Origin of the sequence: Corynebacterium sp. MSK074, assembly GCF_030229735.1 — a bacterium.
Lineage (GTDB): Bacteria > Actinomycetota > Actinomycetes > Mycobacteriales > Mycobacteriaceae > Corynebacterium.
In genome coordinates, this window is record NZ_JASPIX010000001.1 from 1 (window position 1) to 20,204 (window position 20,204).

Here is a 20,204-nt window from a genome sequence, read left to right on the forward strand (position 1 = left end):
GGTACCCGCGATGGTCGCCTTCATGCACACCGGCACAAGACTTACCGCGGGCTACAGATACACCACGTTAGGGGACGTAACCTCTACAATTGACAGTGAAAAAGACACGGCCGGACGGTTCCCAGAGGTTTGAGTGCCCGGCACTGTTAGGCAAGGTTACCTGTCCGCTTCGGGCCGGTGACACGAAAGCCCGACGCGCGGCTTCAAAGAATACTGCTGGGGCCTAGCCGCCGCTACTGTTGACCACAGGCGTGCTGGACAAGGTGAATACCTGTGGCAAAATCTACTCCCAATCGTCCGTGCTGGTGAGTGTTCACGAGCCCGACCGCTTTCACAAGTACGCGCAGCAAGGCCCGCCCGTCTACACCAGTGGGTAGGACGAGCTCTACCGCAAGCCGCGAACTTGGTCGAGGCTCGCAACCATAGCCTAAAAAGTATGGTTGCTATCGGAAAAGGTGAACGCACTAAGCGCTACATGCGCGGTGTCGGCGCCTACATGCTGCTTGTCGGTTTAGCGGTCGCCCAGAGAAATGCTATGAACTATCTGTGCAAGCAAGCAGACGACCAGGCTAGTTTGCGTCCGCCTCGGGGTAGGCGCCCGCGCAACGGGTATGCCTGCGAAGACATTCTCGATATTGCTGGTGCGAAGGTCCCGCCGCAGATTGGTGAGGCAGTAAAAGAGGTCACGAGCCTTACTGGACTTATTCCAGGAGGCCGTGGCCTAGAAGTCGTGAGCGGGTGCCGGAAAGGCGAGTAAGGCCGGTAAAAATGAGGATATTCAGGCCAAAACCGCTCAGTACGGGTACGAAAATAGCGAAACCCTCGACAATTCTGGTTAAAAGTCGAGGGGTTCGTTTATGCTTACGAGTTGTACAAATAACCGCAGGTCAGATGTACAAAAATGCCCCAATATCTAGCAGTCGTAGTACATCTCAAATTCCTGCGGGGTAGGACGCAGGCGAACCGGATTGATCTCGTTCTCGTACTTGTAGTTGATGTAGGTCTCGATGAGATCCTCGGTGAAGACATCGCCTTCGGTGAGGAAGTCCATGTCCTCCTGCAGGGCCTTGAGGGAAGCCTCGAGGGAGGTCGGTGCCTGTGGGATGGACTCAGCCTCTGCTGGAGGCAGCTCGTAGAGGTCCTTATCAACTGGAGCGTGCGGCTCGATGCGGTTCTTTACGCCGTCGATGCCGGCCATCATCATGGCGGCAAAGCCCAAGTATGGGTTGCCGGATGGGTCCGGTGCGCGGAACTCGATGCGCTTGGCCTTCGGGTTGGAACCGGTAATCGGGATACGGATGGCGGCAGAGCGGTTGCGCTGGGAGTACACCAGGTTGATCGGTGCCTCGAAGCCTGGGACCAGGCGGTGGTAGGAGTTCAGCGTCGGGTTAGTGAACGCAAGAACGGCGCCAGCGTGGTGAAGGATACCGCCGATGTAGTAGCGGGCGATATCGGAAAGGCCTGCGTAGCCAGCCTCGTCGTGGAAGAGAGGCTTGCCGTCCTTCCACAGGGACATGTGGGCGTGCATGCCAGAACCATTATCGCCAGCCAGCGGCTTAGGCATGAAGGTTGCGGTTTTGCCCCACTGTGCCGCGGTCTGCTTAATCACGTACTTGAAAGTCTGAATGTCATCGCCCGCGTGCAACATGGAGTTGAAGCGGTAGTTGATCTCATTCTGGCCGGCGCCGACCTCGTGGTGGAAGCGCTCGATTTGGAATCCAACCTTTTGCAGGTTCTCCACCATGGCGTCGCGCACCTCACCGTGCTTGTCATACGGCGCGGTGGGGAAGTAGCCGCCCTTCAGGCGGGTCTTGTAGCCGGTGTTCGGGGTGCCGTCGAAGTTGGTCTCGCTATCACGGTTCCACCAACCTTCATCGGAATCCACCTCGTAGAAGCCGTGCTGGACGTCGGTGCCAAAGCGCACGGAGTCAAAGAGGTAGAACTCTGCCTCAGCACCAAAGTTACAAGTATCGGCGATGCCGGTGGACTGCAGGTACTCTTCCGCCTTGCGCGCGATGTTGCGCGGGTCGCGGGAGAAAGGCTCAAAGGTAAATGGGTCGTGGACGAAGAATTTGATGTTCAGGGTCTTGGCCGTGCGGAACGGATCGATATGCGCGGTGGCCGGATCCGGCAGCAGGGTCATATCGGACTCATCAATGGTGGTGAATCCGCGGATTGAGGAGCCGTCGAAGGCAAGGCCATTTTCGGCATCTTCTACGGTGAACTCATCTGCTGGGATGGAAAAGTGGTGCTCGGTGCCTGGGACGTCCGTAAAGCGGATATCGACGAACTTTACATCCTCGTCCTTAATAAATTGGACGATGTCCTGCACTGTCTCGAAAGACACGTTTGTCTCCTCGTTGTTGACCGGTGAATTGTCTCTCTATAGCCTACTAGGTTCCCACCGTTGGCATCGCGATTCCCCTCGTTTCACATCTCACTTTGTGCCCGCTAGATTGGTGAGCATGGCAGATAAGCGTACGTGGCTCGACGGGCCGAATATTCCGGGCGAATACGATGACATGGAAGGACCCGGCCGCTGGCCGGGCGAAAAGCTCGGTCTTCCCGAGTCTGGACCTGGATCTTTGGCTTCGGTAGGCCGCCGCGCCGGCGCCGTGGCCATTGACTGGATCGTGTGCATGCTCATTGCCAACCTGATCCACATGTTCACCACGGAATTGGGCGGTGTAGCCTTCTTGGGCTACGCCCTGTGGGTCATCATGGGCATCGTGTGTGGTTGGCTCTTTGCCCGTACCCCCGGCATGCTGCTGCTGGGGATGGGCGTGGCGCGTCTCGATGTCCCCGGTGCCCGCGTGGGTCTGTGGCGCGCCGTACTGCGTACGCTGCTTACCGGCGTGCTCTTTCCAGCAGCCATGGTTGATGCGGACGGTCGCGGTATGCATGACCGCGCCACCGGCACCATCGTCATTCGCTCCTAAGGTGCCCGACTTTTCTGGGCATAAGAAAATCCCTGCTACGCCGTCGACGGTGTAGCAGGGATTAGCTTTAGGCGCTTATTTATTCTTCTTGCGCTGCTGGGCGCGGCGCATGCGGCGGTTCATGCCGGCCATGTTCTGCGCCTGGTGGGGCATTGGGCCCTTGGGCATGCCCGGGGTGGTACCCGGCATGGAGTCCATGGCCTCGATGCGGCGGATGTTGTCGTAGGTTTCGTTCTTATTGAAGTTGCGCGGCAGCTTCATGACCTTATTGCGCAGCTTGGATACGGGAACCTCGTCCTCGCCGTTCCCCACGAAGATCTCGTAGATAGGAACGCCGCCGGCGATCTTGTCTACACGCTTCTTAAGCTGGTTCAAGGTGGGGCGTACGCGGTTCTTATTGCCCTCGCAAACGAAGATGACGCCGGCGTTGCCGATGACGCGGTGGATAAGATCCTGTTGGCGGGTAGCGGCCACACCGGTCTTTACGGACCACACGATGCCCACGGTATTGCGCAGCTGCTGCTCTAGCGCCCAGCCGGCAGCGCCCGGCTGGTCTTCCACGCGCTTGTACATATCGCGCTCAAGGCGGCGGGTAAAGAGGAACATGGCGAGCAACGCGCCAATGCCCAAGCCGAGGATGAGCATGAACCACTGGCCGCTAAAAAGCAGGCCAATGAGGAAGAAGAGCAATCCCATGCCCAGGAAGGCACCCAGCATGATGGGGATAAGCGCCTTATCCTGCTTGCGCTGCATATTGAATGCTTGCCACATCTGGGACCAGGTTTGCTTACGCTGCTGGCGCTTGGCCGCGCGTTCTTGCTTCTTTGCAGCCTTTAGTGCTGCCTTGTCATCTTTCGCCATGGCTCCTACTTTAAAGGTCAACGGGCATAAATGTTAAAACGGCCCACGCGAAAAGCGCAGGCCGTTATGAAAACGTTCGGTTTAGCGGATGGTGGCCGCCGCCGAATTCGCATTAGCCGGGGTCTTGGCCATGCGGGTGGTCACTGGAGTCTCTTCCGAGGGGCCGTACTTCTCCAGCAAGGTGGAGGCCTCTTGGGCGGTGGCACCCTGGGAGGTCTCGGCCAGGTGCTTGAGATTTTCCGGCAGCTCGAAGCCGCGCTTTTCCATGGCCTGCACGTAGAGGCGGCCGGCGCGGTAGGACGAGCGCACCAGCGGGCCGGACATGACGCCGCCGAAGCCGAGCTCCTTGGCCAGCTTGGAGTGGGCGACGAATTCCTCTGGGCGCACCCAGCGCTCAATCGGGTGGAAGCGCGGGCCGGGGCGCAGGTACTGGGTGATGGTGATGATATCGCAGCCGGCAGAGCGCAGGTCACGCAATGCTTCCTCGACCTCATCCTCGGTCTCGCCCATGCCCAAAATCAGGTTGGACTTGGTAATCAGACCATAGTCGTGGGCCTGGCGGATTACGTCCAGGGAGCGCTCGTAGCGGAAGGCCGGGCGGATGCGCTTAAAGATGCGCGGCACGGTCTCCAGGTTATGGGCGAAGACCTCTGGCTTAGCCTCGAAGACCTCTTCCAAAAGGTCCGGCTTGCCGGAGAAATCCGGGGTGAGGTTTTCCACGCCGGTATGCGGGTTAAGCTCGTGAATCTTGCGCACGACCTCGGCATAGAGCCAGGCGCCTTCATCCGGAAGATCGTCGCGGGTAACGCCGGTAATGGTGGTGTAGTTAAGGTCCATTTCCCGGATATTTTCGGCCACGCGGCGCGGCTCGTCGCGGTCGAGTTCTTCCGGCTTGCCGGTGGCAATATCGCAGAAGTCGCAGCGGCGGGTGCACTTATCGCCACCGATAAGGAACGTAGCCTCGCGGGATTCCCAGCACTCGTGGATATTCGGGCAGCCTGCCTCTTGGCACACGGTGTGCAGGGAGGCGCCGGCCACGCGGGACTTCATGTCCTCGTAGCCCGGGCCGGTGCGGACCTGGTTGCGTATCCAGCGTGGCTTTTGTTCGATGGGTGACTCCGCATTCTTCTTTTCAATGCGGAGCATCTTGCGTCCTTCAGGCTTTACAGTCACAAAAACTCACTTTATCGGTTGATGGTGGTGATGGCTAATAGCTCTTCTAGGTATATGTCGCCGCAGTCACATCCTATTCCGCGCCAGCCCCGAACGAGGGCTAGTGCCGCGCTTGCCGACGCCTCTCCCGTGCCCTTTCATTGGCCAGCTTCGTGGGATCCGGGGCTGAGCCGAAGGTGTGGTCGGCAACGATGAGGCGGCCCGAGAGGGCGTCGTCCAGCGCTTGCAACAGCGGCTGGGTGGCGTCCTCGAGGCTGACTTGGTGGCCCAGTTCTAAGGACAGAGTGGTCACGTCGGCGTCGTCGATGCCGCAGGCCACGATGTGGTCGTAGTATTCCAGCGTATTGCAGCAATTGAGCGCCAAGCCGTGCATGGTCACCCCGCGGGTAATACGGATGCCCAGCGCGGCGATCTTGCGGTCGCGCTTCGGGGCAGCCGGATCCTTGGCCTGGGTGGTGGAGGGGACCCATACACCCGAGCGGCCGTCGATGCGCCCTGCGGTGGTCACCCCCATCTGGCGAACCGTCTGGATGGTGGCTTCCTCCAAGCGGCGGACATAGTCGACGACGTCGACAGGCTCTGCCAGCTTGATAATGGGGTAGATGACCAACTGGCCCTCGCCATGCCAGGTAATGCGCCCGCCGCGGTCCACGGTGATAACGGGCAGGCCATTATCCGGCATATCCTCTGGCTGGGTGCGCTTGCCGGCGGTATAGATATTGGGATGCTCGACCACGAGCACCACGTCGCCCTGCTCGCCCTTGGCGCGGGCGGCCGCTACCTCGGCCTGGTAATCCCACGCCTCCTGGTAGTCCATCCGGCCCAGGAAACGGACCTCTAGTGGCTTATCGGAGGCGCGGATAGAGCGCTCGGCGGGGAAGAAAGGATCGCGTGGTGCAGTCATAGCCTCAAAGTTTCCTCTGGTGCGGTGGGCAAAGCAAAGCGGGAGGATGCGCGTGGCACACCCTCCCGCGTGGGGCCGAATTAGTCTAGGCCGTTGGCGGATGCGTAGGCGGCGGCATCCATGAGCTCGCCGGCCTCATCTACCTCGACCTCGAAGAGCCAGCCCTCACCGAACGGGTCGTTGTTGATGACCGCGTAGTCATCGTGCACGGCCTCGTTGACGGCCTTGACGGTGCCGGTGACAGGGGAATAGAGGTCAGAGACGGACTTGGTGGATTCGACTTCGCCGCAGGACTCGCCGGCGGTGACGGTATCGCCCACCTCCGGTAGCTCGGCAAAGACAACCTCGCCCAGGCGATCGGCAGCGACGGAGGTAATGCCGATGCGCACGGTAGCGCCTGCGACGGCGTCAGCGGTGGCGTTGACCCACTCGTGGTCTTCGGAGTAGGAGAAATCTTGTGGAAGGGTAGCCATGGTGATGTAGTCCTTTCGGGCTGGTTGAGAAAGTGTTTACTTATCGCGCTTGTAGAACGGCAACGCGGTTACTTCAAAAGGATAGCGCTTGCCGCGGATCTCTACCTCGACTTCGGCGCCGGGCTCGAGTTCAGCGCTGGTTTCCAGCAGCGCGATGGCCACTGGGTGTCCCAGGGTGGGGGAAGGCTGGCCGGAGGTGACGGTTCCGACCTTCTTGTCTCCCACGAATACTTCGGCTCCGGCGCGCGCGGCGCGGCGCTGCGTGGAGGTGAGACCGGTGATCGCTACCTGTGGGCCTTCGGCAGCGCGCTGGCGGATGACCTCGGCGCCGACGAAATCGGCCTCCTTCTTGGCAAAGGCACGCGCCATGCCCGCCTCTACCGGGGTGATATCGCGAGAGAGCTCGTTGCCGTAGAGCGGCATGCCGGCCTCGAGGCGCAGGGAATCGCGGGCGGCAAGACCGCACGGCTTGAGGTCGTATTCCGCGCCGGCCTTGAGCAGTTCTTCCCACAGCTGTGGGGCATCGGAGTTATACACGATGAGCTCGAAGCCATCCTCACCGGTGTAGCCGGTGCGCGCGATAATGGCGAAGGTGCGCGCTACCTTGCCCATGGTGGCAGCGTAGTAGCCGAGGTTATATACCTCGTCCTGCTTATTGTCTTCTACCAGCGGGACGAGGATTTCTGCGGCCTTAGGGCCCTGGACGGCGATCATCGCGACGTCACGGGACTCGTTCTTCAGGGAAACATCGAAGCCCTCGGCGCGCTTATTGAGCTCGTCCCATACGGTATCGGCGTTGCCGGCATTCGGGACGACGAGGAATTTGTCCTCTTCAAAGCGGTAGGTAATAAGGTCATCGATGATGCCGCCGTCCTCAGCGGTAATCATGGAGTACTTGGCCTTGCCCACCTTGAGGGGCTCAAAGTTGGAGATGAAGGCATAGGACAAGAACTTGCCGGCGTCGGCGCCGTTGACCCAGATTTCGCCCATGTGGGATAGGTCAAAGAGGCCAGCGGTGCTGCGCACCGCGCGGTGCTCTTCCAGCTCATTCTGGTACTTCAAGGGCATATTCCACGGGCCGAAGGCCGTGAAGGTGGCGCCGAGCTTGTCGTGCTCGGCATGAAGCGGGGAGGTGAGTAGTTCGGTCATGGTTACTCCTCAGAATCGTCGATGTCGAAAGCTTCTGGTGGTGGGCAGCTACAGACCAGGTTGCGGTCGCCGTAGGCCTCGTCGATGCGGCGCACCGGCGGGAAGTACTTGTAGCTGTGGCGCAGGGATTTCACGGGCCACGCTGCCTTTTCGCGGCTGAAGGCGAACTCCCACGCATCGGCACCGACGGACTCCGCGGTAAATGGTGCGTGGTGGATAACGGAGCCTTCGTAGGACACCTCGCCGTCGATGATCTCTTGGATCTCGGCGCGGATGGTGCGCATAGCCTCGATGAAGCGGTCCAGCTCGGCCAAGTCTTCAGACTCGGTGGGCTCGACCATGAGGGTGCCGGCCACCGGGAAGGCGAGGGTCGGGGCATGGAAACCAAAGTCCACGAGGCGCTTGGCTACGTCAGCGGCGGTGACGCCGGAGGCGTCGGTAAGCGCGCGCAGATCAAGGATGCATTCGTGCGCCACCAAGCCAGCGTTGCCGGTGTAGAGCACCGGGAAGGAATCTTCCAAGGACTTGGCCAGGTAGTTCGCACCCAAGATCGCGTGGGCGGAGGCCTGGGCCAGTCCCTGCGCACCGGTCATAGCTAGGTACGCCCAGGAAATCGGCAGCACACCAGCCGAGCCGTACTTGGTATTGGTAATTGGCACGCCCTGGCCTACCGGGGTAGCGGTGGTGGCATCCAGCTGCGGATCCGCGGCGTTGGTGGGCAGGAAGGGGATGAGGTGCTCGGCTACTGCGACCGGACCCACGCCCGGGCCGCCACCGCCATGCGGAATGGTAAATGTCTTGTGCAGGTTGAGGTGGGAAACATCGCCGCCGAATTGGCCTGGGCGGGCCCAGCCGGTCAGCGCGTTCATATTCGCACCGTCGATGTAGACCTGGCCGCCCACCGCGTGGACCTTATCGCATACGTCGCGAACCTCGGGGTCAAAGACACCGTGGGTGGACGGGTAGGTCACCATGATGCCGGCGATGTGGTTGCCGTGCTTGGCAATCTTGTCATCCAAATCTGCCAGGTCTATAGAGCCATCCTCGGCGGTCTTGACCACAACAACGCGCAGGTTAGCCAGCGTTGCCGAGGCCGCATTGGTACCGTGCGCGGAAGCTGGGATGAGCACTACATCGCGCTCGTTATCGCCATTGGCTACGTGGTAGCGGCGGATGGCCAATAGACCCGCCAGCTCGCCCTGGGAGCCGGCATTGGGCTGGATGGAGACCTTGGCGTAGCCGGTGACCTCGGCCAGCCAGCCTTCAATTTCGTCTACCAAGGCGCGCCAGCCGGCGGTCGTTTCCTCTGGTGCGTAGGGGTGGATGCCCGCAAACTCCGGCCAGGAGATGGGTTCCATGGCGGCGGTGGGGTTGAGCTTCATCGTGCAGGAGCCCAGCGGAATCATGGTGCGGTCGAGCGCCAAGTCCTTATCGGCTAGCTTGCGCAGGTAGCGCAGCATCTGGGTCTCGGAGTGGATGCGATTGAAGATCTCGTGCTGCAGTGGCTCCTCGCCGCGCTGCAGGTTCTCCGGCAGAGCAAAGTCGGCCTCAGCAGCTTTGGCGCCGAAGGCCTGGGCGAGCTTGGCGACGTCCTCCTTGGTCGCCGACTCACCAAAGGACACCGATACCTTGTCCTCGCCGATGGTACGCACGAGGTAGCCCTCCTTCTGGAGGTCAGCCTTGATGGTGGCGGCGTCTACGCCGGCGACAGTAACGGTATCGAAGAAGTCCTCGGACACGAGTTGCTTCCCGGCATCCTTGAGGGACTGTGCAAAGGAGGAAGCGAGCGCGTGGACGCGCTGGGCAATGGCCTTGAGGCCTTGCGGGCCGTGGTAGACGGCGTACATGGAGGCGACATTGGCCAGCAGCGCCTGCGCAGTACAAATATTGGAGGTAGCGCGTTCACGGCGAATATGCTGCTCGCGGGTCTGCAGCGCTAGGCGGTAAGCGGGGCGACCATCCGCGTCCTTGGACACGCCTACGATGCGGCCAGGCATCTGGCGCTTCAGCTTTTCCGTGACTGCCATGTACGCAGCGTGCGGGCCGCCGAAGAAGAGCGGAACGCCAAAGCGCTGGGAAGAACCGAGCACAATATCGGCGCCCAGCGAGCCAGGTTCCTCCAGCAGGAGCAGCGAAAGCGGGTCGGTGGCCACGGTCGCCAGAGCGCCGCGGGTGTGCAGCTCCTCGATGATGGTGGAGGGGTCAAAGATATCGCCCTCGGTACCGGTGTAGGCGATTACTGCGCCGATGAGATCCTCGCCCACGAGGCCTTCGCGCAGGTCTACGATCTCTACCTCGAGGTCAATCGCGCGGGCGCGCTCCGCGGCGACGGTAAGCACCTGCGGGTGCAGGCGAGAATCCAGTACCACGCGGCGACCCTTCTTTACCGCGCGGGACATAAGCCCCACGGCTTCCGCGGTGGCGGAGGCCTCATCCAGCAAGGATGCATTCGCGATGGGCAGGCCGGTCAGGGACTCAATCATGGTCTGGAAGTTCAGCAGCGCTTCCAGACGACCCTGGGAGATCTCTGGCTGATACGGGGTGTAGGCGGTGTACCATCCCGCATCTTCCAATAAACCGCGGCGGATGACCGCGGGGGTGAGGGTGTCAGAAAAGCCTTGTCCGTAGAAGGACTTCAGCACGGTGTTTTGGTTGGCGTACTCCCGCAATGTAGCCTGCGCCTCATCTTCCGAGAGTGCCTCAGGAAGCTGAGGCAGTTCTGCGGCGCGGATCTTTGACGGAATGGCGGCATCGACCAGCGCGTCCACGCTGTCGTAGCCTACCTTCGCAAGCATGGTGGCCTGCTCCGCAGAATCCGGCCCTAGATGGCGGGAGATGAATTCCATGTCAGTGAGACTCCTTAATAGGGGGACAGTGGCTGTAACCGCCCCAATTATATGTTTAACAATGGGTGAACCGTTCCCCCTTTGGAAACTTTTATGCAGCCCGTCACTGTATAGATCTGCGCCCAGTGCGCTCACCATGGGCTTAGGGGCAAGGCACCCTCAACACCTCGAATAAAAGGGGATGGATTAGTCCGGTGATTTTGGATCCATCACCCCCACTTGGCACCCCAGACATAGCTAAAGCCTCTTAGCCCTGCGGTGGGGCTAAGAGGCTTTAAGCGGCGATAGAACCTTTAGACTTCGAGGTCTGCCTGGAAGTCTGCGGTCTGCAGGCGGTCCTTGATGGTGGTGATGAAGCGGCCTGCGTCCGCACCGTCAACTACCTGGTGATCGTAGGTGAATGGCAGGTAGCACATCTGGCGGATGGCGATGGCGTCCTGGCCATTCTCGTTGACAACGACCGGGCGCTTTTCAATAGCTGCGGTGCCCAGGATGCCGGCCTGTGGCGGAACCAAGATCGGGGTATCGAGCATGGCACCCTCGGAACCGATGTTGGTCACGGTGAAGGTAGCACCGGTGAGATCGTTCGGCTTCAGCTTGTTATTGCGGGCCTTATCAGCCAGCTCTGCAATCTGCTGAGCGATCTGCGGCAGAGTCATGTCCTGTGCCTTGTGGATGACCGGGGTGAGCAGGCCCTTCGGGGTGTCAACGGCGATAGCGATGTTGACGTCCGAGTGGTAGGTCATCTCCTTGGTCTCTGGGTTGTAGGACGCATTGACGTTCGGGTGGGAGACCAGAGCCTCGGCGGTAGCCTTCACGATGAATGGCAGGAAGGACAGGTTGGCACCGTGCTTGTCGATGAACGCCTGCTTGTTCTTCTTGCGCATATCCCAGATGGCAGTCATGTCGACTTCCTGGACGTGGGTCAGCTGCGCGGAAATCTGCAGCGCCTCGACCATCTTGGCGGCGGTGATTTCGCGGATGCGGTTGACCTTCTGGGTGGTGCCGATGAGCTCCTGCTTGGCCGGATCCACGGACTTGGTGGACCAACGTGCGCGTGGGGAGTTATCGGACTGTGCGCCAGACTTGGCAGGTGCATCGCCCTCGCCAGCAGCGGCGAGCACGTCCTGCTTGCGGATGCGGCCGCCCACGCCGGTGCCCTCAACAGTGTTGAGGTCTACGCCGTGCTTTTCAGCCAGCTTGCGTACCAGTGGGGTGACATAAGGAACGTTGTCGCCATTGTTGACCTTGGCAGAGGTGTTCAGGGAGGAATCCTGCTTGGATTCCTTCTTTTCCTCAGCCTTCGGTTCTGGCTTCTTGTCTTCCTTTTCTTCGGCCTTTGGCTCTTCCTTCTTTTCTTCCTGTGGCTCTGGCTTGGCCTCGGAGGAGGATGCGGTGGCGTTTTCGTCGCCGATGCGGGCGATGACTTCGCCGACCTCGATGGTGTCGTCCTCGTCTGCGAGGATTTCTACCAGGGTGCCTGCTACTGGGGAAGGAATTTCGGTGTCGACCTTGTCGGTGGAGACCTCGAGCAGTGGCTCGTCTACCTCGACGGTGTCGCCTACGGACTTCAGCCACTGCGTGATGGTGCCCTCGGTGACGGATTCGCCGAGTTCTGGCATTTCCACGTCGGCTGCGTCACCGGAGCCGCCGTTGGAGGAGTCAGCCTTTGGCTCTTCCTTTTCTTCGGCCTTTGGCTCTTCCTTCTTTTCTTCCTGTGGCTCTGGCTTGGCCTCGGAGGAGGATGCGGTGGCGTTTTCGTCGCCGATGCGGGCGATGACTTCGCCGACCTCGATGGTGTCGTCCTCGTCTGCGAGGATTTCTACCAGGGTGCCTGCTACTGGGGAAGGAATTTCGGTGTCGACCTTGTCGGTGGAGACCTCGAGCAGTGGCTCGTCTACCTCGACGGTGTCGCCTACGGACTTCAGCCACTGCGTGATGGTGCCCTCGGTGACGGATTCGCCGAGTTCTGGCATTTCCACGTCGGCTGCGTCGCCGGAGCCGCCGTTGGAGGAGTCAGCCTTCGGCTCTTCCTTCTTTTCTTCTGCTTCTTCCTCGCCCTTGTCAGCGGAGGAGTCGTTGGATGCGGAGCCTGCCTCATCCTCGTCACCGATGATGGCGATGACCTCGCCGACCTCGATGGTGTCATCCTCGTCAGCCTTAATTTCAATAATGGTGCCGGCTACGGGGGAGGGGATTTCGGTATCGACCTTGTCAGTGGAGACCTCGAGCAATGGTTCGTCGACCTCGACGGTGTCGCCTACGGACTTGAGCCACTGCGTGATGGTGCCTTCGGTTACGGATTCGCCCAGCTCGGGCATCTCAACGGAGTTCGCCATGAGTTATAAGACTCCTCGAAAGTTGGAAGTGTTCTATCGCTACCCGACAATCTTACAGCGTGATGCTCACCCTCGTGCAGATGTGGGGTTAGTAACTACCCTCCTTCCGGGTAAGCTAGGGAATTATGTTCAACCCTTTCCGCCGCAACAAGTCCAGATCGTCACTGCGACCACCCCGCGGACCGGGGGAGACCATCCGCCCGGAAGACGCGCAGGATCTGCAACAATGGGCCGCCGGAAAGGTATATGTAGAGGCCTTTGTGGAACCGGAAACTGTAGTCAATGAGATGTCCGTTGTCGTTGTGGATGAACACGGCGATTTTATCCGGCGCCGTATTGGCGGGCCGAAAGGAATTGATGCGGTGGCCGAACTTTTGAGCTGCGATATTTATGACGTGGAAGAAACCGGCTATCCGCAGCGCATGCGCGATCGCATGGAAAGGCAGCGCATCTTGCGCAAAAGGGAAGAACAAAGGCAACGCCGCGCCCGATTTGAGCGCGGCGAAAATCCCGATACAGGGCGAGAGCTAAGCTAGGTCAGCATCCTCGCGTAAATAAATTTGAGACCCGTTGCGGCGGAATTCGGCGGATTTTTCCTGCATACCTTCCTGTGGTGCTGGGCCGTGGGCTGCCGCACGGACCTGCTCGCCCAGCGTCGGCATGCCGAGCTCGGCCATTTGCCCGCCGAACATCTCGCGGATGTCTTGGCTAATGCGCATGGAGCAGAACTTCGGCCCACACATGGAACAAAAGTGTGCGGTCTTTGCTGGCTCAGCAGGCAACGTTTCATCGTGATAGGCCTGCGCGGTCTCTGGGTCGAGGGAGAGCGCAAATTGGTCATTCCAGCGGAATTCAAAGCGGGCCTTGCTCATGGCATCGTCCCAAGCGCGGGCGCCTGGATGTCCCTTGGCAACGTCCGCTGAGTGCGCCGCAATCTTATAAGTAATGACACCAGTTTTTACATCATCGCGGTTGGGCAGTCCCAAGTGCTCCTTCGGTGTGACATAGCACAACATGGCTGTACCACCCATTGCGATATGGGCGGCACCGATGGCGGAAGTGATGTGATCATAGCCAGGGGCGATATCGGTAACTAGAGGGCCGAGGGTATAGAAGGGGGCATCTGAAGCCCAGTCCTGTTCGAGTTCGTTATTTTCTTGAATCATGTTGAGCGGCACGTGTCCGGGGCCTTCCACCATGACTTGGACGTCATACTCCCAGGCGCGGCGGGTAAGTTCGCCAATAGTCTTTAGCTCTGCAAATTGGGCAGCGTCGTTGGCATCGGCAAGGCTGCCGGGGCGCAGGCCGTCGCCAAGCGAAAATGCAACATCGTATTGAGCGAAAATCTCGCATAGCTCATCGAAGTGCTCGTACAGAAATGACTCTTTGTGGTGAGCAAGGCACCATCCCGCCATGATGGAGCCACCGCGGCTGACAATGCCGGTCACGCGATTGCTTGCTAGCGGTACATACGCCAAGAGCACACCGGCGTGAATGGTCATATAGTCCACACCCTGTTCGCATTGCTCGATGACGGTATCGCGGAAGATTTCCCAGGTCAGATCCTCTGCCACGCCATTGACCTTTTCCAATGCTTGGTAAATAGGCACGGTGCCAATGGGAACTGGGGAATTGCGGAGGATCCACTCGCGGGTGGTGTGGATATCGTCACCAGTGGAAAGATCCATCACGGTGTCCGCGCCCCACTGGGTAGCCCAGCGCAGTTTGGACACTTCTTCCTCGATGGAGGAGGTAACCGCGGAGTTACCAATATTGGCGTTGATTTTGGTGAGAAATTTTCGCCCAATGATCATGGGCTCAGACTCGGGGTGGTTGACATTATTAGGGATAATGGCGCGGCCGCGAGCTACCTCAGCACGAACGAATTCCGGATCGCAATGCTCACGTAGTGCTACGAATTCCATCTCGCGGGTGATGATTCCTTGGCGGGCGTAGTGCATTTGGGTTACGCGGCGCCCGGGCTGAGCCTTAAGCGGCGTGCGCTTAGAACCTTTCCATTCTTGGGAAGACGCCCCGCGGCGCTGTGCGGCACGTCCATCGTCGGCCAGATCGCGGCCGCGACCGGCGTATTCTTTGGTATCTCCGCGCTCGCTAATCCACTCGCTGCGCAAGGCCGGTAGCCCCACTTCAGGTGCGCATTCTGGCCCACGCGTGCGGTAGACGCGGAAGGGCTCATTGGGGCCTTGCGGGGAATCATCTAGTTGGATTTCGGTCTCTGGAACTTCTAGACCGTCGTGGTGAATGGGGGAATAGGAATGCTTAGGGTGGTTTTCTGGGGCAGCCGTCATGGCAAGCGCTCCTCTCTTCCTTCGTAGGTATTAACCAAACAGGTTCGAACGGTCTATGCGCAGCTTTAGCGCACTCTCAGCCCGTGCTCGGGCACCCGTGGGGACGCAAATCACCCTATAACAATCGTCTCGCGTAGCGCAGGGCTTTCGCCGTTTGGGTGGAGACGCATTTGTCGAGGTGAGGTAGTAGGAGCCTTAGTGGCATCCTTCGACAGGAAACTTCCAGGATCTTTCCATCCATATCCAATATCGGTATTCCATACTTAATTCATGCGTTTGAGAGAGCGCATGCGAGAGAGATAGAGAGAACCCCTCCCGTTTCCAGAGGGCGGCTGCTTTAGCCGATAGATGGAAATACCTTGTAGAGAGACGTCAGCGGCCCTCGGACCACATTCGGTTCGAGGGCCGTAGGCGTTTTCCTGTGTTTAGCAGATGGTGGCGCCGGCAGCGGCCAACTCTTGCAACGCGGCTTTGCCGCGGGCTTCGTCCACTGGGGAGCAATACTCACGCAGTACGCGGACGGTAAAGCCCTCCCTAAGTGCGTCGGCGGCTGTGGCGCGCACGCAGTGATCGGTGGCAATGCCCACGATATCCACGGCGTCAATGTGGCGCTCGCGCAACCAGTCAGCGAGCAAGGTGCCGTTCGCAGCGCCCTCGAATCCGGAGTAGGCGGCGGTGTATTCGCCCTTGCGGAAGTAGGCTTGCGCCGGCCCGATGGCCTCATGCATGGCTGCGCCGTGGGACTCGGCTACGCAGTGCACCGGCCAAGAATCGACAAAATCCGGGTCCTTTGAAAAGTGAGAACCCGGATCGATATGCCAATCCTGCGTGGCTACGACGGTTTCGTAGTCCTGTTGCAGGGAGGCGATTTTTGCAGCAACCTCATTGCCCCGCTCAGTGCCTAAGGCGCCGCCGGGGCAGAAGTCATGTTGTACGTCAACGATGATTAAAGCAGGCTTCATGCCTCTAGGATTCTAAACGTACTAAGCCTGTTGTGGTGCTACTTTGATTCAGCAATCTCGCGCAGGGCGGCAATTACCGTGCGGGTGGGTACGCCGGTGCCCATCTTCGGGGTGTATCCATAAGCGCCCGTGGTGTTGAAGGAAGGGCCTGCCACGTCGATATGAGCCCATTCGATTCCCTCGCCCACGAAGTGCTGGAGGTAGGTGCCGGCGTATTCCATGCCGCCCTCACGCTTGGCGTTGATATTGCGGATATCGGCGCTGGCAGACTTCACGGATTCCTCGTGCTCTTCTAGCAAAGGCATGGCCCAAGCCTTCTCGCCCACCTCGCGGCCAATCTCGGCCATGCGATCGCGGAATTCTTCCGAGCCCATCACGCCGGCGGTGCGCTCACCCAGGGCGACCATCTGGGCACCGGTCAAGGTCGCGGTTTCGATGAGGAAATCGGGGTTGTCCTCGCTGGCGCGCGCAATGGCGTCGGCAAGCACGAGGCGTCCCTCCGCGTCAGTGTTGAGAACCTCGGAGGTAATGCCGCCGTAGTGGGTGATGACGTCACCCGGGCGGGTAGCATCGCTGCCCGGCATGTTTTCCGCCAGTGGCAGGGTAGCGGTGATGCCCACCTTCAGGTTCAGCTTTGCTGCGGCGATGATGGCTGCGGCCATTGCAGCGGAACCACCCATGTCAGAAATCATGTCCCACATCTTGGCGCCCGGCTTCAGGGAAATTCCGCCGGTATCAAAGGTAATGCCCTTGCCCACCAAAGCGACGTGTCGCTTGGCTTTCTTCGGCTTCCAGCTCAAGCGGACCAAGCGCGGCGGGCGGGCGGATCCGCGGCCGACGGCCATGATGCCACCAAAGCCCTGCTTTTCCAGCGCCTTTTCATCCAAGACCTCTACCTCAAGGCCGGCCTCTGCCGCTTGGGCAGACAGGAACGCCGCGTAGGTTTCTGGATAGAGCAGATTGGAAGGGGTATTGACGAGGTCGCGGGCGATGAGGACGGACTCGGCGGTAATTTTGGCGCTGTCGAACTCCTTTTGAGCGGACTTCTCCGCCACCACGGTGTAGGTGGTGGTCTCCGTTGCCGACTCGGAGCGCAGGCCAGAATACTTATAGCCGCCGAGGATAAGGCCTTCTACCACTGGGGTGATTCCAAAATCGCCCAGGGAGGTGGCTACGGCCCCCACCTTGGTGATAGAGCGGGCGGCTTGGCCGGCAGCGCGGCGCAGCGTCTCATCGTCAACTTCTTCCGCATCGCCCAAGCCAACGGCGATGATGGATGCTACGCCCGCCTTGGATGGGGCCGGCACGCGCGTGACCTCACCGGCCTTGCCAGAGGCCCCTACGGCCACCAGTGCTTCATAAGTGGAGCGCAGCGCCGCGCCCCCAAGCAGATCGGTGCCTGGCAGCTCTAGGCCGCCTTCGCCCTCGAAAGCGGCGATAAGTAGAGCTTCCGCCTTCTTAGGAACCTTCTTTCCCAGCTTTACCTGGGGAAAGTGGCCGCGTGCTGGTAGATCGGACTGTGCCATTTGTCTCCTCCTTTGTGGAAAGGCTTATCAATCTTCCCACCACTGTACCGCGCGGCGATGAACTTATTCCTGCCTCGCTATAGATAAAGGGGTAGATTGTGGGCATGCTTGATTACACGATTACTCGTACCGATAACCCCACGTCCGCGGAAGAATTGAGCGATATCCTCGCCAACCCCGGCTTTGGCAAGCACTTTACAGACCACATGGTCACCATTGACTGGACCGAAGAAAAGGGGTGGCACAATGCTCAGGTGCGTCCGTACGGTCCGATGAGTATGGACCCGGCCAGCAACGTATTCCATTATGGCCAGGCGATCTTTGAGGGCATCAAGGCCTACCGACAGCCGGATGGTTCTATCGCTACTTTCCGGCCGGACCACAATGCGCAGCGCTTAATCAACTCCGCTGAGCGCCTGGCTATGCCGGAGCTTCCGCAGGAGGAGTTTATTGAGTCCCTGCGCCAATTGGTTGAGGTGGATAAGGACTGGGTACCAGAAGCCGGCGGGGAAGCAGCGCTGTACCTGCGCCCGTTTATGATCTCCACCGAGGTCTCCTTGGGCGTTCACCCCGCCAATTCCTACCGCTATGTGCTCATTGCCTCCCCAGCGGGTTCCTACTTCAGCGGCGGAATCAAGCCGGTTTCGGTGTGGCTATCCACTGACTACGTGCGCGCAGCCCCTGGCGGCACCGGCGCGGCCAAGTTTGCGGGCAACTATGCAGGCTCGCTCTTGGCGCAGGCCCAGGCAGATGAAAAGGGGTGTGACCAGGTGGTCTGGTTGGATGCCATTGAGCGCCGCTACATCGAGGAGATGGGCGGAATGAACCTGATGTTTGTGTATGGCTCTGGTGATAGCGCGGAGATTGTTACACCAGAACTATCGGGCTCTTTGCTGCCCGGCATTACCCGCGAATCCCTATTGCAGGTAGCACAGGATGTGGGCTACAAGGTCACCGAGCGCCGCATTACTGCCGAAGAGTGGCAGCGCGATGCCGAATCCGGCGCTATGTCAGAGGCCTTTGCTTGTGGCACTGCCGCGGTTATTACGCCGGTGGGTCACGTGTTGGGAGACTCTGCCGACTTCCAGGTCAATGGCAATGAAGCGGGGGAGATCACCATGGCCCTGCGCGAGCGCCTCACCGGTATCCAGCGCGGCGCAGTGGAGGATACCCACGGTTGGCTCCATACCCTAGTGAAGTAGTCCCCGGTTAGGCGTCCGCAGCGATCTCCACTCCGGTCAGCAACATTGGCAGCGCCGCGAGCGCGCCTAGTGCAGGTTGTGGCTCCATTCCCAGTTCAAGCAGGGGGTGGAGCCCTAGCTTTTCCAGTGCCAACTTATGCGCAGGGGCAGTGGACAGCGTGGTGGCGAAAAGCCATTCTTTCACGCCGGGGTTATCGCGCTCGGCAAGGAGCGCGGCGGTGGCGGTCAAGGGGGCATCGATAAGCAGGGGCGTACGGCGCTCCGCGGCTCGGGCAATGAACCCCACCGTGGCTGCTAGCACCGTGGACTGGCACGATTCAACCAGCTCCATGCCTTCGAGGTTACGGGCGCGAAACATAGCGTCCCGGACAGCGCAGACCTCGCGCTTCCAGTCTTCCACGCTGCGCTGCTTGCCGACGATCACTACCGGCTCCGTCTGCGTCATAGTTGCCATTACCACGGCCGGTACTCGGGCGAGCTCTTCGCCGCCGGGAATCAGTAGGTCAGCCCCGGCATCAATTTCCGCATCCGCTGTTGCGGCTCCAAGGCTGTAGGCCTGGGAATAATCCGTCACGGTGACTACATTCAGCCCGGCCTCGGCGCGACGCGCAGCGGTCTCAGCGGCCGAAAGCGAGGTCTCTTGATCCGCGAAAATCACGGCCCGTACGCGCCGCGGCTCATGGGCAGGTGCCGCGCCTTGGCAAGCAGCCAGCCATTGAGCGGCGTCGGTCAGGCGCCCCCAAGGGGCGAGCTGCGCGTCCTGTGCGGTATGTGCCTGCTTATCGGGCTGCGGAATGGCCATGAGTAGTCCCCCCTAAACGTCAGCACCGAGCTCCACGCGGGGGCGCGGGATGCGCCACTTGCGCGGCTGGCTGGCGCGAGAATACGCATAAAAACCAAGACTAAAGCCGGCTTCGGTGGTGCCAGGGAACTTGGCGCGCACGGCATTATTGCAGCGGCGGGCCAAAATGACGCCCTCGATGGCGAAGATTACGAGGATAACCATCGCTACCGCGTTGATGATTGTTGCAATGCTGGGTACCGCGTAGGTCAAGAACATGACCACGATGAGCACCAAGGCCATCGGCATGACCCAGTTGCTCAGGCTGCGGCGGGCATCCACCCAATCGCGCACATAGGCGCGCACTTCACCCTGGTCGCGGGCGGGGAGGAAGCGCGGATCGCCTTCTGCCATGCGGGCCTGCTGCTCGCGGTTGGCCTGCTGGCGCTCTTGGCGCTCCTTCTTCTTATATTCCTTCCACTCGTCCTTGCTCATGGACTTCTTCATGTCCTTGCGGTGCTGGTAGCGCTGCGCATCGGACATGCCATTGGGATCGCGCTTTACGCCGCGCGCAATCTCTTGCTCTGCGCGCTTTGGCGTAGGACGACCCTTCGGTGGGGTGTAGCCCTTGCGCTGGGGCTCTTCCTGAACTTTGGCCTGAGCTTTGTCCTGTACAGGGGCGGGTTCAGTGGAGGTCTTGTCATCTTTTTGCCACGGGAGTTTCACGCTCCTCACACTAC

General features: G+C 60.2%; 16 protein-coding genes and 1 riboswitch. Of the genes, 3 read left to right on the forward strand and 13 right to left on the reverse strand.

The window, feature by feature from the left end; translation table 11 throughout:
- Positions 1-913: 913 nt before the first annotated feature.
- Entirely contained in the window at positions 914-2,347 is a 1,434-nt protein-coding gene (gene glnA / locus QP965_RS00005) for a type I glutamate--ammonia ligase (protein ID WP_284765733.1), read from the reverse strand.
- A gap of 118 nt (positions 2,348-2,465) precedes the next feature.
- Here glnA and QP965_RS00010 point away from each other — a divergent pair, with 118 nt between their 5' ends.
- A complete protein-coding gene (locus tag QP965_RS00010; protein ID WP_284843744.1) occupies positions 2,466-2,939 on the forward strand; it encodes an RDD family protein in 474 nt (157 codons plus the stop codon).
- Positions 2,940-3,014: 75 nt separating this feature from the next.
- Here QP965_RS00010 and QP965_RS00015 read toward each other — a convergent pair whose 3' ends face one another.
- The 7 genes from QP965_RS00015 to sucB all read right to left on the reverse strand — a co-directional run bounded on the left by QP965_RS00015 (position 3,015) and on the right by sucB (position 12,684).
- Positions 3,015-3,800: a DUF4191 domain-containing protein gene (locus QP965_RS00015; RefSeq protein WP_239273549.1), complete on the reverse strand. Its 786-nt coding sequence runs from the start codon at positions 3,798-3,800 to the stop codon at positions 3,015-3,017.
- 81 nt (positions 3,801-3,881) lie between these two features.
- Positions 3,882-4,946 (reverse strand): lipoyl synthase, encoded by a 1,065-nt coding sequence (lipA, locus tag QP965_RS00020; protein ID WP_005327094.1) that lies wholly within the window; start codon positions 4,944-4,946, stop codon positions 3,882-3,884.
- 127 nt (positions 4,947-5,073) lie between these two features.
- On the reverse strand, positions 5,074-5,877 hold the full coding sequence (gene lipB / locus QP965_RS00025) for a lipoyl(octanoyl) transferase LipB (RefSeq protein ID WP_284768483.1): 804 nt from the start codon (positions 5,875-5,877) through the stop codon (positions 5,074-5,076).
- A gap of 80 nt (positions 5,878-5,957) precedes the next feature.
- Complete coding sequence (gene gcvH, locus QP965_RS00030) at positions 5,958-6,350, reverse strand: glycine cleavage system protein GcvH (protein WP_005324433.1); 393 nt, start codon at positions 6,348-6,350, stop codon at positions 5,958-5,960.
- 36 nt (positions 6,351-6,386) lie between these two features.
- Positions 6,387-7,499: a glycine cleavage system aminomethyltransferase GcvT gene (gene gcvT / locus QP965_RS00035; protein ID WP_284843745.1), complete on the reverse strand. Its 1,113-nt coding sequence runs from the start codon at positions 7,497-7,499 to the stop codon at positions 6,387-6,389.
- Positions 7,500-7,501: 2 nt separating this feature from the next.
- Positions 7,502-10,345, reverse strand: coding sequence for an aminomethyl-transferring glycine dehydrogenase (gene gcvP / locus QP965_RS00040; RefSeq protein ID WP_284843746.1), 2,844 nt, complete (start codon positions 10,343-10,345; stop codon positions 7,502-7,504).
- A gap of 293 nt (positions 10,346-10,638) precedes the next feature.
- Complete coding sequence (gene sucB / locus QP965_RS00045; protein WP_284843747.1) at positions 10,639-12,684, reverse strand: 2-oxoglutarate dehydrogenase, E2 component, dihydrolipoamide succinyltransferase; 2,046 nt, start codon at positions 12,682-12,684, stop codon at positions 10,639-10,641.
- A gap of 125 nt (positions 12,685-12,809) precedes the next feature.
- On the opposite strand from sucB, the gene QP965_RS00050 reads away from it, so the two are divergent.
- Positions 12,810-13,220, forward strand: coding sequence for an oxidoreductase (locus tag QP965_RS00050; RefSeq protein WP_284843748.1), 411 nt, complete (start codon positions 12,810-12,812; stop codon positions 13,218-13,220).
- Here QP965_RS00050 and thiC read toward each other — a convergent pair.
- From thiC to QP965_RS00065, 3 genes are all read right to left on the reverse strand, one after another.
- Positions 13,212-14,993, reverse strand: a complete 1,782-nt coding sequence (gene thiC / locus QP965_RS00055; RefSeq protein WP_284768493.1) for a phosphomethylpyrimidine synthase ThiC — start codon at positions 14,991-14,993, stop codon at positions 13,212-13,214. The two genes, QP965_RS00050 and thiC, sit on opposite strands and share 9 nt — an antisense overlap.
- A riboswitch (TPP riboswitch) is annotated at positions 14,992-15,102 on the reverse strand. It overlaps the preceding gene by 2 nt.
- Positions 15,103-15,418: 316 nt before the next feature.
- A complete protein-coding gene (locus QP965_RS00060) occupies positions 15,419-15,955 on the reverse strand; it encodes an isochorismatase family protein (RefSeq protein WP_284843749.1) in 537 nt (178 codons plus the stop codon).
- 38 nt (positions 15,956-15,993) lie between these two features.
- Positions 15,994-17,481 carry a leucyl aminopeptidase gene (locus QP965_RS00065; protein ID WP_284843750.1) on the reverse strand — a complete coding sequence of 496 codons (1,488 nt, stop codon included), beginning with the start codon at positions 17,479-17,481 and terminating at the stop codon, positions 15,994-15,996.
- 104 nt (positions 17,482-17,585) lie between these two features.
- On the opposite strand from QP965_RS00065, the gene QP965_RS00070 reads away from it, so the two are divergent.
- Entirely contained in the window at positions 17,586-18,683 is a 1,098-nt protein-coding gene (locus tag QP965_RS00070) for a branched-chain amino acid aminotransferase (protein WP_284843751.1), read from the forward strand.
- A 7-nt stretch (positions 18,684-18,690) separates the two neighbouring features.
- Here the strand turns inward: QP965_RS00070 and QP965_RS00075 are convergent, their stop codons facing one another.
- Together QP965_RS00075 and QP965_RS00080 are read right to left on the reverse strand one after the other, a co-directional pair.
- The gene (locus QP965_RS00075; protein WP_284843752.1) at positions 18,691-19,485 is read right to left on the reverse strand and encodes a nicotinate-nucleotide--dimethylbenzimidazole phosphoribosyltransferase; all 795 of its coding nucleotides are present in this window, start codon (positions 19,483-19,485) and stop codon (positions 18,691-18,693) included.
- Positions 19,486-19,497: 12 nt separating this feature from the next.
- Positions 19,498-20,190 carry a DUF3043 domain-containing protein gene (locus tag QP965_RS00080; RefSeq protein WP_225746698.1) on the reverse strand — a complete coding sequence of 231 codons (693 nt, stop codon included), beginning with the start codon at positions 20,188-20,190 and terminating at the stop codon, positions 19,498-19,500.
- Between the last annotated feature and the right edge of the window lie 14 nt (positions 20,191-20,204).

Coding starts and splice junctions, on each gene's coding strand:
- gcvP (WP_284843746.1), bottom strand. CDS start 10,345: ATGGAATTCATCTCCCGCCATCTAGGGCCGGATTCTGCGGAGCAGGCC.
- QP965_RS00070 (WP_284843751.1), top strand. CDS start 17,586: ATGCTTGATTACACGATTACTCGTACCGATAACCCCACGTCCGCGGAA.
- QP965_RS00010 (WP_284843744.1), top strand. CDS start 2,466: ATGGCAGATAAGCGTACGTGGCTCGACGGGCCGAATATTCCGGGCGAA.
- lipB (WP_284768483.1), bottom strand. CDS start 5,877: ATGACTGCACCACGCGATCCTTTCTTCCCCGCCGAGCGCTCTATCCGC.
- QP965_RS00075 (WP_284843752.1), bottom strand. CDS start 19,485: ATGGCCATTCCGCAGCCCGATAAGCAGGCACATACCGCACAGGACGCG.
- gcvH (WP_005324433.1), bottom strand. CDS start 6,350: ATGGCTACCCTTCCACAAGATTTCTCCTACTCCGAAGACCACGAGTGG.
- QP965_RS00065 (WP_284843750.1), bottom strand. CDS start 17,481: ATGGCACAGTCCGATCTACCAGCACGCGGCCACTTTCCCCAGGTAAAG.
- gcvT (WP_284843745.1), bottom strand. CDS start 7,499: ATGACCGAACTACTCACCTCCCCGCTTCATGCCGAGCACGACAAGCTC.
- sucB (WP_284843747.1), bottom strand. CDS start 12,684: ATGGCGAACTCCGTTGAGATGCCCGAGCTGGGCGAATCCGTAACCGAA.
- QP965_RS00015 (WP_239273549.1), bottom strand. CDS start 3,800: ATGGCGAAAGATGACAAGGCAGCACTAAAGGCTGCAAAGAAGCAAGAA.
- QP965_RS00050 (WP_284843748.1), top strand. CDS start 12,810: ATGTTCAACCCTTTCCGCCGCAACAAGTCCAGATCGTCACTGCGACCA.
- lipA (WP_005327094.1), bottom strand. CDS start 4,946: ATGCTCCGCATTGAAAAGAAGAATGCGGAGTCACCCATCGAACAAAAG.
- thiC (WP_284768493.1), bottom strand. CDS start 14,993: ATGACGGCTGCCCCAGAAAACCACCCTAAGCATTCCTATTCCCCCATT.
- QP965_RS00060 (WP_284843749.1), bottom strand. CDS start 15,955: ATGAAGCCTGCTTTAATCATCGTTGACGTACAACATGACTTCTGCCCC.